This is a genomic window from Acidovorax sp. BL-A-41-H1 (genome assembly GCF_051942715.1).
Window position 1 is genome coordinate 360,280 of the sequence record NZ_JBPVJQ010000003.1, and the last position, 13,734, is coordinate 374,013.

At 68.2% G+C, this 13,734-nt stretch carries 11 protein-coding genes; 3 read left to right on the forward strand and 8 right to left on the reverse strand.

The window, feature by feature from the left end:
* Positions 1-14: 14 nt before the first annotated feature.
* The 5 genes from ACTPOI_RS02745 to ACTPOI_RS02765 form a co-directional block, all read right to left on the reverse strand.
* Positions 15-2,249, reverse strand: coding sequence for an NADP-dependent isocitrate dehydrogenase (locus ACTPOI_RS02745; protein ID WP_440106167.1), 2,235 nt, complete (start codon positions 2,247-2,249; stop codon positions 15-17).
* A 375-nt stretch (positions 2,250-2,624) separates the two neighbouring features.
* Positions 2,625-3,308, reverse strand: a complete 684-nt coding sequence (pdeM, locus tag ACTPOI_RS02750) for a ligase-associated DNA damage response endonuclease PdeM (protein WP_440108250.1) — start codon at positions 3,306-3,308, stop codon at positions 2,625-2,627.
* A gap of 77 nt (positions 3,309-3,385) precedes the next feature.
* Complete coding sequence (locus tag ACTPOI_RS02755; protein ID WP_440106170.1) at positions 3,386-6,100, reverse strand: ligase-associated DNA damage response DEXH box helicase; 2,715 nt, start codon at positions 6,098-6,100, stop codon at positions 3,386-3,388.
* Entirely contained in the window at positions 6,097-7,788 is a 1,692-nt protein-coding gene (locus ACTPOI_RS02760) for an ATP-dependent DNA ligase (protein WP_440106172.1), read from the reverse strand. Before ACTPOI_RS02760 ends, ACTPOI_RS02755 begins: the two co-directional genes overlap by 4 nt.
* The gene (locus tag ACTPOI_RS02765; RefSeq protein WP_440106175.1) at positions 7,785-8,852 is read right to left on the reverse strand and encodes a ligase-associated DNA damage response exonuclease; all 1,068 of its coding nucleotides are present in this window, start codon (positions 8,850-8,852) and stop codon (positions 7,785-7,787) included. The genes ACTPOI_RS02760 and ACTPOI_RS02765 overlap by 4 nt, the downstream gene beginning before the upstream one ends.
* A 384-nt stretch (positions 8,853-9,236) precedes the next feature.
* Here ACTPOI_RS02765 and ACTPOI_RS02770 point away from each other — a divergent pair, with 384 nt between their 5' ends.
* Complete coding sequence (locus ACTPOI_RS02770) at positions 9,237-10,829, forward strand: ABC transporter substrate-binding protein (protein ID WP_440106177.1); 1,593 nt, start codon at positions 9,237-9,239, stop codon at positions 10,827-10,829.
* A gap of 125 nt (positions 10,830-10,954) precedes the next feature.
* Here the strand turns inward: ACTPOI_RS02770 and ACTPOI_RS02775 are convergent, their stop codons facing one another.
* Both ACTPOI_RS02775 and ACTPOI_RS02780 read right to left on the reverse strand, forming a co-directional pair.
* Positions 10,955-11,278, reverse strand: a complete 324-nt coding sequence (locus ACTPOI_RS02775; RefSeq protein WP_440106179.1) for a YnfA family protein — start codon at positions 11,276-11,278, stop codon at positions 10,955-10,957.
* On the reverse strand, positions 11,275-12,021 hold the full coding sequence (locus tag ACTPOI_RS02780; RefSeq protein ID WP_440106181.1) for an ArsR/SmtB family transcription factor: 747 nt from the start codon (positions 12,019-12,021) through the stop codon (positions 11,275-11,277). The genes ACTPOI_RS02775 and ACTPOI_RS02780 overlap by 4 nt, the downstream gene beginning before the upstream one ends.
* A 79-nt stretch (positions 12,022-12,100) precedes the next feature.
* On the opposite strand from ACTPOI_RS02780, the gene ACTPOI_RS02785 reads away from it, so the two are divergent.
* Positions 12,101-12,445, forward strand: a complete 345-nt coding sequence (locus ACTPOI_RS02785; RefSeq protein WP_440106183.1) for an NIPSNAP family protein — start codon at positions 12,101-12,103, stop codon at positions 12,443-12,445.
* Positions 12,442-12,786, forward strand: a complete 345-nt coding sequence (locus ACTPOI_RS02790) for an antibiotic biosynthesis monooxygenase family protein (RefSeq protein ID WP_440106185.1) — start codon at positions 12,442-12,444, stop codon at positions 12,784-12,786. Before ACTPOI_RS02785 ends, ACTPOI_RS02790 begins: the two co-directional genes overlap by 4 nt.
* Before the next feature lie 14 nt (positions 12,787-12,800).
* Here ACTPOI_RS02790 and ACTPOI_RS02795 read toward each other — a convergent pair whose 3' ends face one another.
* A complete protein-coding gene (locus ACTPOI_RS02795) occupies positions 12,801-13,541 on the reverse strand; it encodes a metallophosphoesterase family protein (protein WP_440106187.1) in 741 nt (246 codons plus the stop codon).
* Positions 13,542-13,734 lie beyond the last annotated feature (193 nt).

The following is a 13,734-nucleotide window of genomic DNA, read 5'->3' on the forward strand; positions in this document are numbered from 1 at the left end:
GTGCAGGGCGTGCCTTACTTGACGGAGGCCAGTGCCTTGTTCAGCGTGGCGCTGGGGCGCATCACAGCGTCGAGCTTGGCCACGTCGGGCAGGTAGTAGCCGCCGATGTCGGCAGGCTGGCCCTGCACCGCAGCCAGCTCGTCCACGATGGTCTGCTCGTCGGCCGCCAGCTGCTTGGCCAGGGGCGCAAACTTGGCTGCCAGTTCGGCATCGTCGGTCTGCGCGGCCAGCTCCTGCGCCCAGTACAGCGCCAGGTAGAACTGGCTGCCGCGGTTGTCCAGCTGGCCGGTCTTGGGGCTGGGGTTCTTGTTTTTGTCCAAGAGCTTGCCTGTGGCGGCGTCCAGCGTCTTGGCCAGCACCTTGGCCTTGCCGTTGCCCGTCTTGATGCCAAGGTCTTCCAGCGACACGGCCAGTGCCAGGAACTCGCCCAGCGAATCCCAGCGCAGGTGGTTTTCTTCCACCAGCTGCTGCACGTGCTTGGGCGCAGAGCCGCCCGCACCCGTTTCGTACATGCCGCCACCGGCCATCAGCGGCACGATGGACAGCATCTTGGCCGAGGTGCCCAGCTCCATGATGGGGAACAGGTCGGTCAGGTAGTCGCGCAGGATGTTGCCGGTGGCGCTGATGGTGTCCAGGCCGCGGATCACGCGTTCCAGCGTGTAGCGCATTGCACGTACCTGGCTCATGATCTGGATATCCAGGCCCACGGTGTTGTGCTCGTGCAGGTACATCTTCACCTTGGTGATGAGTTCCTTTTCGTGCGGGCGGTACGAGTCGAGCCAGAACACCACAGGCATGCCGGAGTTGCGGGCGCGGTTCACGGCCAGCTTCACCCAGTCGCGGATCGCGGCGTCCTTGACCTGGCACATGCGCCAGATGTCGCCGGCTTCCACGTTTTGCGAGAGCAGCACTTCGCCCGTGGCCAGGTCGGTGATGTTGGCCACGCCGTCTTCAGCGATCTCGAACGTCTTGTCGTGCGAGCCGTATTCCTCGGCCTGCTGGGCCATCAGGCCCACGTTGGGCACCGTGCCCATGGTCTTGGGGTCGAACGCGCCGTGCCATTTGCAGAAGTTGATGATCTCCTGGTAGATGCGGGCAAAGGTCGACTCGGGCATCACGGCCTTCACGTCCTTCAGGCGGCCGTTGGCGTCCCACATCTTGCCCCCGTTGCGGATCATGGCGGGCATCGATGCGTCCACGATGATGTCGTTGGGCGAGTGGAAGTTGGTGATGCCCTTGGCCGAATCGACCATGGCGAGTTCGGGGCGGTGCTCGTGGCAGGCGTGCAGGTCGCGCTTGATCTCGTCGCGCTGGCTTTGCGGCAGCGTCTCGATCTTGGTGAACAGGTCCACCATGCCGTTGTTGACGTTCACGCCCAGCTCTTCAAAGGTCTTGGCGTGTTTCTCGAACGCGTCCTTGTAGAAGATGCGCACGCAGTGGCCGAACACGATGGGGTGCGACACCTTCATCATCGTGGCCTTCACGTGCAGCGAGAACATCACGCCCGTCTTGCGTGCGTCCTCGATTTCCTTTTCGTAGAACTCCAGCAGCGCCTTCTTGCTCATGAACATGCTGTCGATCACTTCGCGATCGAGCAGGCTGACCTTGGGCTTCAAGATGATGGTCTTGCCGCTCTTGGTGATCAGCTCCATCTTCACGTCACGCGCCTTGTCCAGCGTCATCGACTTTTCGCCGTGGTAGAAGTCGCCAGCGTGCATGTGCGACACATGCGAGCGCGATGCCTGGCTCCACTCGGCCATGCTGTGCGGGTTCTTGCGGGCGTACTCCTTGACGGCCTTGGGCGCGCGGCGGTCGGAGTTGCCTTCGCGCAGCACGGGGTTCACGGCCGAGCCGATGCACTTGCCGTAGCGCGCCTTGATTTCTTTCTCTTTGTCGTCCTTGGGCTGGTCCGGGTAGTCGGGCAGGGCGTAGCCCTTGGCCTGCAGCTCGGCAATCGCTGCCTTGAGCTGCGACACCGATGCGCTGATGTTGGGCAGCTTGATGATGTTGGCGTCGGGCTGCAGCGTCTTCTTGCCCAGCTCGGCCAGCGTGTTGGGAGCGCGCTGGCTCTCGCTCAGAAATTCGGGAAACTCACCCAGCACCCGCGCTGCCACGGAGATGTCGCTCTCGGTCACGTTGATGCCTGCCGGCGCCGCAAACGTGCGGATGATGGGCAGGAACGAAGCCGTGGCCAGGCGGGGTGCCTCGTCGGTCAGGGTGTAGATGATGGTGGGTTGCTGGGTCGTCATGGCTTGTCTCACGAACAGAGTTTGTAAAGGCCCCAAACGGGTCGCGGCGGGGCGGGGGAGCCTCTGCACGAATCAAGCGTTTAGTGCGCGCTGCGGATCGGGATGGGCTGCAAGGCGCAAAACGCAGCCATAGCTATCGCTATGGCGAGTATTTGCAACGCCGCAGACCGCCCGAGACCGCAGATGCGCACGGCGCGCTGATTCGTGCAGCGGCTCCCATGGCAAATGCTCCACGATTCTGCTTGCTTGGGGCTGTCTTGACACGGCGTTTTTGCAATCGAATCTCACAATACAAAATTTACCGCGCGGTAGGGTCAAATTTTTCGTGCGTTGCTCGCTGCCACAAGCTCCGGGCCGCCTGCAGCGTGTGCAATTTCAGCCCGGTGGCACCAGTTGCACCCGGTCGGCCGCCACCGCAAAACACAGTGCATCCGGCACGAGCGGCACGCTGGATGTGCCCGTAAACGCGCCGAACGCCGGCAGCACCAGCAGGCTGGGGCTCCAGGCAAAACAGGGCAGTCGCAGCCGGTCGCGCGCGATGCCGCGCAGCGTCACGGTGGGGTGCAGGTGGCCGGCCAGTACGGTGGCGCCGTCGGCCTTTTGCGGGTGATGGCAGGCCAGCACGGGCGCGCCCTGCACGGGCGCCCACGGCTCGTTGACCAGGGCAATGCCCAGCGCGGCGGGCGGGTCCCCTGCATGGGCATCGTGGTTGCCGCGCACCAGCGTCATGCGCACGGCGGCGTGCTGCTCGCGCCATGGCTGCAGCTGCTGCCACAGTGCATCGGCCGCGCCACTGCGGGCATGCAGGAAGTCGCCCAGGAAGACGAGGTGCTGTGCCCCCGTGGCCTGCAGCAGCGCATCGAGCCGCGCCAGGTTGTCGCCCGTGGTGCCGTGCGGCACCGGCTGGCCCGCGCGGCGGAACGTGGCGGCCTTGCCAAAGTGAACATCGGCCACCATCACGATGCCGTGCGCAGGCCACCACACGGCGCGCTGGGGCAGCAGCCACAGTGCGGTGCCGCAGGGCAGCGCAATGGGTTGCCAGCCTGCAGGGGCGGGCACGGCGGAGCCTGCGGCGGGCGCTGCGGGGGCAACGCAAGGGGTGGGCAGGGCAGCGGCGGCGGTCGTCACGGGCTGCATCATCGCGCAGCGCGTTGGCCTCTGGCGCGGCGGGGTTTTCGCGGGGCGGGTGTATCGGCGGGCTCCAGCATGACGGGCGTGGCTGGCCCCTGCGCCAGCGCCGTGCCCATGGTGGCATCGGCGGCCACCTCCAGCGCCTGCACCATGCGCAGCAGCCGGTCGCCGAGGCTTTCGGTGCTCAGCCGCTCGCGAAAGCGCTCCACCATCAGCGGCAGGGCAAACGGTGTGAGGCGCTCCAGTGCATGCACCGACAGTTGCTGGCCCTTCATGCGCTGCAGCGTCTGCGCGAGGCGCTCCATGTCCAGCTCCTGCACCAGCAGCTCGGCGCGCGCCTGGGCCAGCAGCAGGTTGTCGGGGTCGTACTGGGCAAACACGTCGTAGTACAGCGACGACGATGCCTGCAGCTGCCGGCTGCTGCGCTGCTCGCCGGGGTGGCTTTGGAAGATGAGTCCCGCAATGCGCGCAATCTCGCGAAAGCGCCTGCGCGCCATTTCGGTGGCGTTCAGGCTGGCCAGCACCTCGGCCTCCAGCCCTCCATCCACTCCTTCGCCCAGCCTGCTGTGCGTGGCCGCGCCAATCAGGTGCGGCAGCAGCGCGGGCCAGTCCACCGGCTTGGCCGACAGCAGCTCCAGCCCGTAGTCGTTGACGGCAATCGAGAACGTGTTGGGCACCTGCTGCGATGCGCGCCACGCGAGCAGGCCCGCCAGCCCCAGGTGCACCAGCCGCCCGGCCAGCGGGTACAGGTACAGGTGCCAGCCCTCGCGCGTGTGCAGCACCTCGGCCACCAGCCGGCCGGGCGTGGGCAGGGCCGACCACGCATGCTGCAGCGCCAGCAGCGGCTGCGCGCAGCGCATTTCGGGCGATGCAAACACGCCGCGCTCGGCCTGCTCCAGCTGGCGCAGCATGGCGTCGGCCAGCGTGTTCGACAGCGGCATGCGCCCGCCGTTCCAGCGCGGCAGCGCGGCGCTGCCCTTGGGGGCGGTGCGCACATAGGCCGTCATCTGCTGCGTGCGCACCAGCGCCAGCAGGCGGCCCGCAAACATGAACACGTCGCCGGGCTTGAGGCGCGCAATGAAGCTTTCTTCCACCGAGCCCAGGCGCCCGCCGCTCACAAACTGCACCTGCATGCTGGCGTCGCTCACGATGGTGCCGATGTTGCTGCGATGGCGCCGCGCCAGCCGCGCGTCGGGCATGCGCCACACGCCGTCTTCATCGGGCACCACGCGGTGAAAGTCTGGGTAGTTGGCCAGCGATGCGCCGCCCTGGCGCACAAACTGCAGCGCCCACTGCCAGTCGTTGTCGGCCAGCTGTGCGTAGGCCGGGGCGCGGCGCACCTCGGCCAGCAAGGCATCAGGCACAAAGCCGCCGCCCAGGGCGATGGTCACCAGGTGCTGTACCAGCACATCCAGCGGTGCGCGGGGTGTGTGCCGGTCTTCAATGCGGCCCTCGGCCAGCGCCTGGCGGGCGGCAGCGGCCTCCACCAGTTCCAGGCTGTGCGTGGGCACCAGCGTGATGCTGCTGGTGCGCCCCGGCGCGTGGCCCGAGCGGCCCGCGCGCTGCACCAGCCGCGCCACGCCCTTGGCCGAGCCGATCTGCAGCACCTGCTCTACCGGCAAAAAGTCCACGCCCAGGTCCAGGCTCGATGTGCAGACGACTGCCTTCAGGGTGCCGGCCTTGAGCCCCGCCTCGACCCAGCCGCGCACCTCGCCGCTGAGCGAGCCGTGGTGCAGCGCCAGCGTGCCCGCCCAGTCGGGCCGCGCCTCCAGCAGCGCCTGGTACCAGCGCTCGGATTGCGAGCGGGTGTTGGTGAAGACCAGGGTGGATGCGCTGGCCTCGATGGACTGCACCACCTGCGGCAGCAGCGACAGGCCCATGTGCCCCGCCCACGCAAAGCGCTCCACCCGCGCGGGCAGCAGCACCTGCACCTGCAGCGCCTTGTCGATGCGGCCCTGCACCAGCAGCGGCCTGGCACGGCGCGGCGCGCGCGGGGGCAGGGCGGGCACCAGCGTGGCCAGCGCATCGGGCAGGTTGCCCAGCGTGGCCGACATGCCCCACACTTGCAGGCGCGGGTTCCAGCCCGACAGGCGGGCCAGTGCCAGCTGCACCTGCACGCCGCGCTTGTTGCCCACCAGCTCGTGCCACTCGTCCACCACCACCAGCTGCACGCTGGAAAGGCGCTCGTGCGCATCGGCGCGGGCCAGCAGCAGCGACACGCTTTCAGGCGTGGTCACCAGCACGGTGGGCAGGCGCCTGTCTTGTGCCGCGCGCTCGCCGCTGGCGGTGTCGCCGGTGCGCAAGCCGCTGGTCCAGTGCGGGGCCAGGGCGGGCAGAGGCTCTTGCAGGGCGCGCAGTGAGTCGGCGGCCAGGGCGCGCATGGGGGTGATCCACAGCACGGTGAGCGGCGGGGCCGCTGCACGGCGCGCCCTGGGGCTTGCCTCGGGCACCCCGCCGGGGCCAGCCAGGTGCTGCAGCGCGCCCAGCCACACCGCATAGGTCTTGCCCGCGCCGGTGGTGGCGTGTAGCAGGCCCGATCGGCCCTCGGCCATGGCCTGCCACACCTGCTGCTGGAACGGAAAGGGCTGCCAGCCGCGGCCCTGCAGCCACTGCGCGGCAGGACTACCCGGCGCTTCTTGCGAGGGCGCAGCGCTGCTCGTGGGAGCAGCGCTCTTGCGCTTGCGCGGCGCAGCGGGTGCGCGCGCTGGGGTGGTGCTCACTGCGCAGACTCCGGCAGCAGCATCGCCAGTGTCTGCAGCGTGTCGGCCTCGGTCACGGGCTTGTCCTGACGCCAGCGCAACATGCGCGGAAACCGCACCGCAATGCCGCTCTTGTGGCGCGGGCTTTTGGCAATGCCTTCAAAGCCCAGTTCAAACACCTGCGTGGCCTCCACGCTGCGCACGGGGCCAAAGCTCTCGCGTGTGGTCTTGCGGATGATGGCGTCCACCTGCGCGATCTCGGCATCGGTCAGACCCGAATACGCCTTGGCAAAGGGCACCAGCAGGCGTTCAGCGTCTTCTGGCGGGCCGCTCCACACCGCAAAGGTGTAGTCGGTGTACAGGCTGGCGCGCCGCCCATGGCCGCGCTGCGCGTAGATGAGCACCGCGTCCACGCTCATGGGGTCGATCTTCCACTTCCACCACACACCCACGTCCTTGGTGCGACCCACGCCGTAGTGGGCGTGGCGGTTCTTGAGCATGAAGCCCTCAGTGCCCATGCCCCGCGCGGCCTCGCGCTGGCGGGCCAGGTCGGGCCAGTCGGGGCCCTGCAACAGGGGGCTCAGGCGCAGGGCGCCCGCAGGTGCAGCCACGATGGCTGCAGGGTTCGGCTGCAACACGGCCTCCAGCAGCGCCCGCCGCGCATGCTGCGGCTGCGTGCGCAGATCCTGCCCCGCGTGTTCCAGCAGGTCATACGCCACCAGCACCACGGGCAGTTCGCGCAGCAGCTTCGCGCCCAGCGTCTTGCGGCCCAGGCGCTTTTGCAGGTCGGCAAAGGGGCGCGGGCCGGTTTCGCCGGGCAACCACACCAGGATCTCGCCGTCGATCACCGTGCCATCGGGCAGCGCCTGTAGCGCGGCGTCGGCGAGTTCTGGGAAGCGGTCGGTCACCAGCTCTTCGCCGCGCGACCACACCCACGCAGCCCCGGCGCGCCGCACGATCTGCGCGCGGATGCCGTCCCACTTCCACTCCACCTGCCAGTCCGCCACCGGCCCCAGCAGCGCGGGCATGTCGGCCACGGCCTGGTTGAACGGGTGCGCCAGAAAGAAGGGGTAGGGGTGGCCGGCGGCGCCATCGGCGGCCGGCTGGCTTGCATCGTCCCCGGCAGGGGCCACCAGCGCGGCGTAGTCGGCGGCCAACGGCTGGCGGCCGATCTGCGTGTAGCCCATCAGCCGGTGCGCGATGCGCTTGGGGTCCACCCCGCTTACCGTAGCCAGGGCCTGTGTGACCTGCAGGCGCGACACGCCCACGCGGAAGTTGCCGGTGATGAGCTTGAAGTACACAAAGCGCTGCCCGGGCGCCAGCATGTTCCACTGCGCGCGCAGGCGGGCATCGGCCTCGTCGGCGGGCAGCGCGCGCAGCGGCAGCAGCAGCGCCATCCACTCGGCCAGGGGCAGGTCGGCCGGCTCCGTGGGCGGGGGCAGCAGCAGGGCGATGGTTTCGGCCAGGTCGCCCACGGCTTCGTAGCTTTCGTCGAACAGCCACTCGGGCAGGCCGGCGGCCTCTTGCGCCAGGGCCTTGAGGCGCTTGGTGGGCACCATCTGGCGCGGCTTGCCACCGGCCAGGAAGTACACGGCCCACGCCGCATCGCCCGCTGACGCCACGCGCAGGTAGGCCACCAGCGCGGCCAGCTTGGCCGACTGGGCCGTGGTGGCATCGAGCGCCTGGAAGAGGGCGGCAAACTGCTTCATGGCGCGGTCTCGGTGGGCGGCGCGCTGCTGGCGACCTCGGGTGCGGCGGCGGTGTCGTCCTCGTTGTCATCCGCACCGTATTCGGTGGCAAACACCTGCGCATCCAGCCCCTGCTCGCACAGCCAGCGCACCATCACGTCAGTGCTGCCATGCGTCACGATCACGCGCTCGGCCCCGGTGGCGCCAATCGCCTTTTGCAGGCTGGGCCAGTCGGCGTGGTCGCTCATCACAAAGCCCCGGTCCACGCCCCGGCGCCGCCGTGCGCCGCGCACCAGCATCCAGCCGCTGGCAAACGCGTCAGAGTGCTCGCCAAAGCGCTTGAGCCAGGGTGTGCCTGCGGCCGAGGGCGGGGCCAGCACCAGCGCGCGGCGCAGGTCGGCCTTGGTGAGCGCCGGGTCGGTCACGCGATGGGTAGGCGGCAGGGGCACACCGGCGGCGCGGTACACGGCGTTCAGCGGCTCCACCGCGCCGTGCACCACGATCGGGCCAATGCTGGCATCCACCCCGTGCAGCAGCCGCTGCGCCTTGCCAAACGCGTAGGCATACAGCACGCTGGCCTTGCCCGCGGCTGCGTTGGCGGCCCACCAGGCGTTGATGTCGGCAAACAGCGCGGGCTGTGACGGCCAGCGGTAAATGGGCAGGCCGAAGGTCGATTCGGTGATGAAGGTGTGGCAACGCACCGGCTCGAACGGCGGGCAGGTGCCATCGTCTTCGAGCTTGTAGTCGCCCGACGCCACCCACACCTGCCCGCCGTGCTCGATGCGCACCTGGGCCGAGCCCAGCACATGGCCGGCCGGGTGCAGCGACAGCTTCACGCCATGGTGATTGATCACCTGGCCATAGCCGAGCGTCTGCAGGTCAATGCCCGCCCCCAGCCGGTTGCGCAGCGTGCCCTCGCTGCCCTCTTGCGCCAGGTAGTGGGCCGAGCCCATGCGCGCGTGGTCGGAGTGCGCGTGCGTGATCACGGCCCGCTCCACCGGCCGCCAGGGGTCGATGTAGAAGTCGCCGGGCGGGCAGTACAGGCCCTCGGGGCGGTGGACGATCAGGTCAGTGGCAGACGGCATGTGAGCGGGATCGTAGGGGGCCGCCAAAGACTGCGCTGGCCCCCGGGCATCCCTTGGGTGCCTTCCAAGGTGGTTTTGGGGTCAAAGTGGCCTGTAGCGCTTGATTGATATGCACTTGTTGCTATAAATAACGTAGCGTTTTGTATGGAGGCCTGGTACAGGTCTCCCGGTGTTCGCCGTCATCCACCCGCACGAACCGCCCGCCATGATCGCCACGGGGACGCGGGCGGTGTGCAGGCCAAAGCCGCGTTGTCGCGTCGCCCGCTGATGAGCCCCACTCGGCAGGGACACTGACGCAAACGCGCCACGTTCGGGGCTGCGCTGCTTTGTGGCGCGTGCCCGCTGCGGCATATTGCCGTTTTCCATTCACAAGGATCTACGGCCATGGCCTTTTCGCGCTTTACCCCCGTTGCCGCCGCCCTGGCGCTGCTCACCTTTGCTGCGGCGCCTGCCGCATCGGCCAAGCCCTTCAAGTGGGCGGGCTCCAGCGACATCCAGACCATGGACATCCACTCGCAGAACAGCGCCTTGGGCAATGGCATCCACGCGGCGGTGTACGAGTCGCTGGTCATGTTCAACAGCCGCACGCTCAAGGTCGAGCCGCTGCTGGCCACGTCTTGGCAGCAGGTCAGCCCCACGCAGTTGCGCCTGAAGCTGCGCCAGGGCGTGAAGTTCAGTGATGGTTCGGCCATGACCGCCGACGACGTGGTGTATTCGCTGCAGCGGGCGATGAGCAAGACGTCCACCTACGCCATCTACACGCAGGGCATGGACCGCATTGCCAAGGTCGACGGCGAGACCATCGACATCTTTCTGAAGAACCCGAACCCGGTCATCCTGAACCAGCTCACCGAGCTGCGCGTGATGAGCAAGGCCTGGGCTGAAAAACACAACGCGGTGGAGCCCAAGGACATCAAGGCCAAGGACGAAACCTATTCGCACCGCAACGCCATGGGCACCGGGCCCTTCGTGCTCAAGGAATGGGTGCCCGACCAGAAGATCGTCTTCACCGCCAACCCCAACTGGTGGAATGCCGGCAAGGCCGAAGGCAACGTGACCGAGATCACCTACGCGCCGATCAAGTCCGAAGCCACGCGCATTGCCGCGCTGCTCTCGGGCGAGGTGGACATGGTGCGCGACACCAGCATCCAGGACCTGGGGCGCCTGAAGGCCAACCCGAATCTGAAGGTGATGGAGATGGTGGAAAACCGCACCGTGTACCTGGCGCTTGACCAGTTCCGCGACGAGCTGCCCGGCAGCAACATCAAGGGCAAGAACCCGCTGAAAGACCTGCGCGTGCGCAAGGCGCTGTACCAGGCCATCGACAGCGCCACGCTGCAGCGCGTGACCATGCGCGGCATGGCCAAGCCCACGGGCGCCATCGTGTCGCCGCTGGTCAACGGCTGGACCGAAGCGGTGGACAAGCGCCTGCCCTTTGACGCCAACGCCGCCAGGGACCTGCTGGCCCAGGCGGGCTACAAGGACGGCTTCGAGGTGGACTTTGCCTGCAGCAACAACGCCATCGTGCAGGACGAAGAGCTGTGCCAAGCCATCACGTCAATGTGGGCGCGCATAGGGGTCAAGGCCAGGTTGCGCACTCTGCCCGCCGTCACCTACTACCCCATGGCCCAGCGGCACGAGGCCAGCATTGCCATGCTCAGCTGGGGCGTGCCCACGTTCGACGCGCTCTACACCCTGCAGTCATTGGTGCGCACCAAGACCACGGGGGCCGATGGCAGCTACAACCTGGGCCGCTACACCAACGAGCGCATGGACTACATCGTGGACCGCGTAAAGACCGAGACCGACCTGCCCGTGCGCAACCGCCTGCTCACCGAAGGCCTGCAGCTGCACAACGACACCGTGGCCCACATCCCGCTGCACAACCAGATGCTGGCCTGGGCCATGAAGAAAAACGTGGAGCTGGTGCAGCGCCCTGACAACCGCATCGACTGGCGGCTGATCAAGGTGAACTGAGGCCCTGGGCACCGCTGCCTTTGAGACGGGCGTAGCCCAGGCCAGCGCACCCGTGGAACCGGCTTTGCCGGGCCACCGGGTGCGTCCCCCGGGGGGGAAGGCGCCGGAGGCGACTCAGGGGGCATTCATTTCATCGGCTGAAACATGATGATCGCCATGCCTGCCAGTGCCACCAGCACGCCCGCCACGTCCCACGCCGTGGGGCGTATGCCATCCACCGCCCACAGCCACGCCAGCGCCACGGCAATGTAGACGCCGCCGTAGGCCGCATACACGCGGCCTGCGCCAGCGGTGTCGTGCAGCGTGAGCAGCCAGGCAAACAGCGCCAGGCTTGCCGCTGCGGGCAGCAGCAGCCACACCGGCTTGCCCTGCTTGAGCCACAGCCAGGGCAGGTAGCAGCCGATGATTTCGGCCAGGGCGGTGGCGGTGAAAAGGAGCAGGGTTTTCATGGGCTGGAGTGGCCCCGGGCCGGGAGGGCTGTGCGGGGCTCTTTGCTGGCGGTCTCGCCAGCGGCGGGTGCAAGCCATGCACGCAGGGCCAGCTCGCCCTCGGCCGAGAAATGCAGCACACGCGAATCTTTTTCGCGCCGGGCCCAGCCGCGCTCCAGCAGGCGCTGCAGCACTGCCGCACCCAGTGCGCCGCCCAGGTGGTGGCGCCGCTCGCTCCAGTCCAGGCAAGGGCGGCACAGCATGCGCCGCTGGCGTGCCATCACCGCCGTGTCGATACCCTGATGGGCAAACCACTCGGTGCCCGCCCGTGTCACGGCCAGGCCGTCATCGGTCGCGTGCAGGTAGCCCTGGCGCAGCAGCGCCTCGTGCAGTTGCACGCCCACTTCGCCCGCCAGGTGGTCGTAGCAAACGCGGGCGCGCCGCAGCGCGGGTTCGCGCGGGCTGCTGCGCAGGCGCACGGCACCTGCGCGGAAGGCCACGTTCATCAGCGATTCCAGCAGCTGGGCTACGTCCCGGTCTCCCAACCGGAAGTAGCGGTGCCGGCCCTGGCTTTCCACGGCCAGCAAACCGGCGTCCAGCAGCTTGGCCAGGTGGGAGCTGATGGTCTGTTTGGTCACACCCGCGATGTCGGCCAACTCGGTGGCCGTGAGCGCGCGGTCGGCCATGAGCGCGGTGAGAACTTCGGCGCGCGCACTGTCGCCGATGAGCGCGGCAATGCGCGCAATGTGGGGGCCGTCTTTCATGGTTCGATCTTGGGCGAACCATCTCTGCCCGTCAACGGCCTATCGTGAAGCCCTTGCCCACCCCAGACTTTGGAACCCCGTGATCACCTGCTTCATCCGCTATGACATCGACCCCTTCCAGCGCGAGGCGTTTGCCGAATACGCACGCCGCTGGGGCCAGATCATCCCCCGCTGCGGTGGCCACCTGCTGGGCTACTTCCTGCCACACGAGGGCACCAACTACGAGGCCTGGGGCCTGATCGGCTTTGATTCGCTGGCCGCGTACGAGACCTACCGCGCCCGCCTGCGCGCCGACCCCGAAGGCCGCGCCAACTTTGCGATGGCACAGGAGAAACGCTTCATCCTGCGCGAGGAACGTACCTTCACCCAGGGCGTGGAAGGCACGCTGGGCCTGCCCGCCCATTCGCAGGAGCCCGCCGCATGATGGCCGTGATCTTCGAGGTGACACCCGCGCCGGACCAGCGCGGTGCCTACCTGGATGCAGCCGCAGCGCTCAGGCCGCTGCTGGCGCAGATCGACGGCTTTGTTTCCATCGAGCGCTTCGAAAGCCTGAGCGAGCCTGGCAAGCTGCTGTCGCTGTCCTTCTGGCGCGACGAGGAGGCTGGGGCCCGCTGGCGCCAGCAGGAAGCACACCGCAGCACCCAGGAGGCCGGGCGCGACCATGTGTTTGCCGACTACCGGCTGCGGGTGGCGGCAGTGGTGCGTGACTACGGCATGGATAGCCGGGCGCAGGCGCCCGCCGATTCCCGCGCGGTGCACGGCTGACCGCGCGCAGTTGCTCACGCCGGCATGAGGCCCGTGCGCAGTGCATGGGCCCACTCCGGCCTGCCATGGCCTTGCGCCCGCACCGCCATGGACTCGTGGTCGTAATGCACCCGGTGGTGTGCCACCTGCCAGCCCTGCGCGGTGCGCTCCGCGATCGCGTAACACGCATCCGGCGTGCCGTTCTCGACCTTGTGGGCCACAGGGTGGTTGTCGCCATACGCCTGCAGGCCCACGCTGCCGGGGTTGACCAGCAAGGCGCCTGCCCCCAGCCGCACCTGGCGCGGCACATGGGTGTGGCCGCAGGCAATCAGTGGGGCGTATTGCCCTGACAGGCGCTCATCGATCTCGGCCGGGGTGGCGGCGCGCACCGTGTGGCCGTCCAGCGTTTCGAGCAGGTATTCATGGTCGCTGCGCGGCGAGCCGTGGCACAGCAGCACGTCTTCGTTCAGGCGCAGCGTGTGGGTCAGGCTGCGCATCCAGGCAAATTCCGCCTCCGTGAGCTGCGCGTGCGCGAATTGGTCCGATGCGCCGCCGGTGCCTGGGCGCAACCGCAGCACCTGGCGTTCGTGGTTGCCCGCCAGCGAGAGCCAGTCCGAGGCCATGAGCCACTGCGCTGTTTCACGCGGAAGCAGCGGGCCCGAGAGGTTGTCGCCCAGGTTCACCACCTGGTCCGCACCGCGGCGTCGAATGTCAGCGGCCACGGCCTCCAGTGCGGCCAGGTTGCCATGGATATCGGAAACAAGGGCAATTCGCATGGTTGAAAGACATGAAGGGTTGGGTGTCGGGCGCAACAACAGGGCGCTGAACCCGCAGTGACGGCCAGTGGGGCCGTGCCGCGCCCATCGCCGGCACGTCATTGCAGCACGATATCCAGACCGCGCTTGAAGGTGGGCGCTGTCGGGTCTGGACGCGATGCCGCCAGGCCGGGCGGGTCTCTCGCAAGCGGTT

Excerpts from the sequence above, each read along its gene's own strand:
- ACTPOI_RS02795 (WP_440106187.1), bottom strand. The coding sequence starts at position 13,541 with ATGCGAATTGCCCTTGTTTCCGATATCCATGGCAACCTGGCCGCACTG.
- ACTPOI_RS02775 (WP_440106179.1), bottom strand. The coding sequence starts at position 11,278 with ATGAAAACCCTGCTCCTTTTCACCGCCACCGCCCTGGCCGAAATCATC.
- ACTPOI_RS02765 (WP_440106175.1), bottom strand. The coding sequence starts at position 8,852 with ATGCCGTCTGCCACTGACCTGATCGTCCACCGCCCCGAGGGCCTGTAC.
- ACTPOI_RS02790 (WP_440106185.1), top strand. The coding sequence starts at position 12,442 with ATGATGGCCGTGATCTTCGAGGTGACACCCGCGCCGGACCAGCGCGGT.
- ACTPOI_RS02780 (WP_440106181.1), bottom strand. The coding sequence starts at position 12,021 with ATGAAAGACGGCCCCCACATTGCGCGCATTGCCGCGCTCATCGGCGAC.
- ACTPOI_RS02745 (WP_440106167.1), bottom strand. The coding sequence starts at position 2,249 with ATGACGACCCAGCAACCCACCATCATCTACACCCTGACCGACGAGGCA.
- ACTPOI_RS02770 (WP_440106177.1), top strand. The coding sequence starts at position 9,237 with ATGGCCTTTTCGCGCTTTACCCCCGTTGCCGCCGCCCTGGCGCTGCTC.
- ACTPOI_RS02760 (WP_440106172.1), bottom strand. The coding sequence starts at position 7,788 with ATGAAGCAGTTTGCCGCCCTCTTCCAGGCGCTCGATGCCACCACGGCC.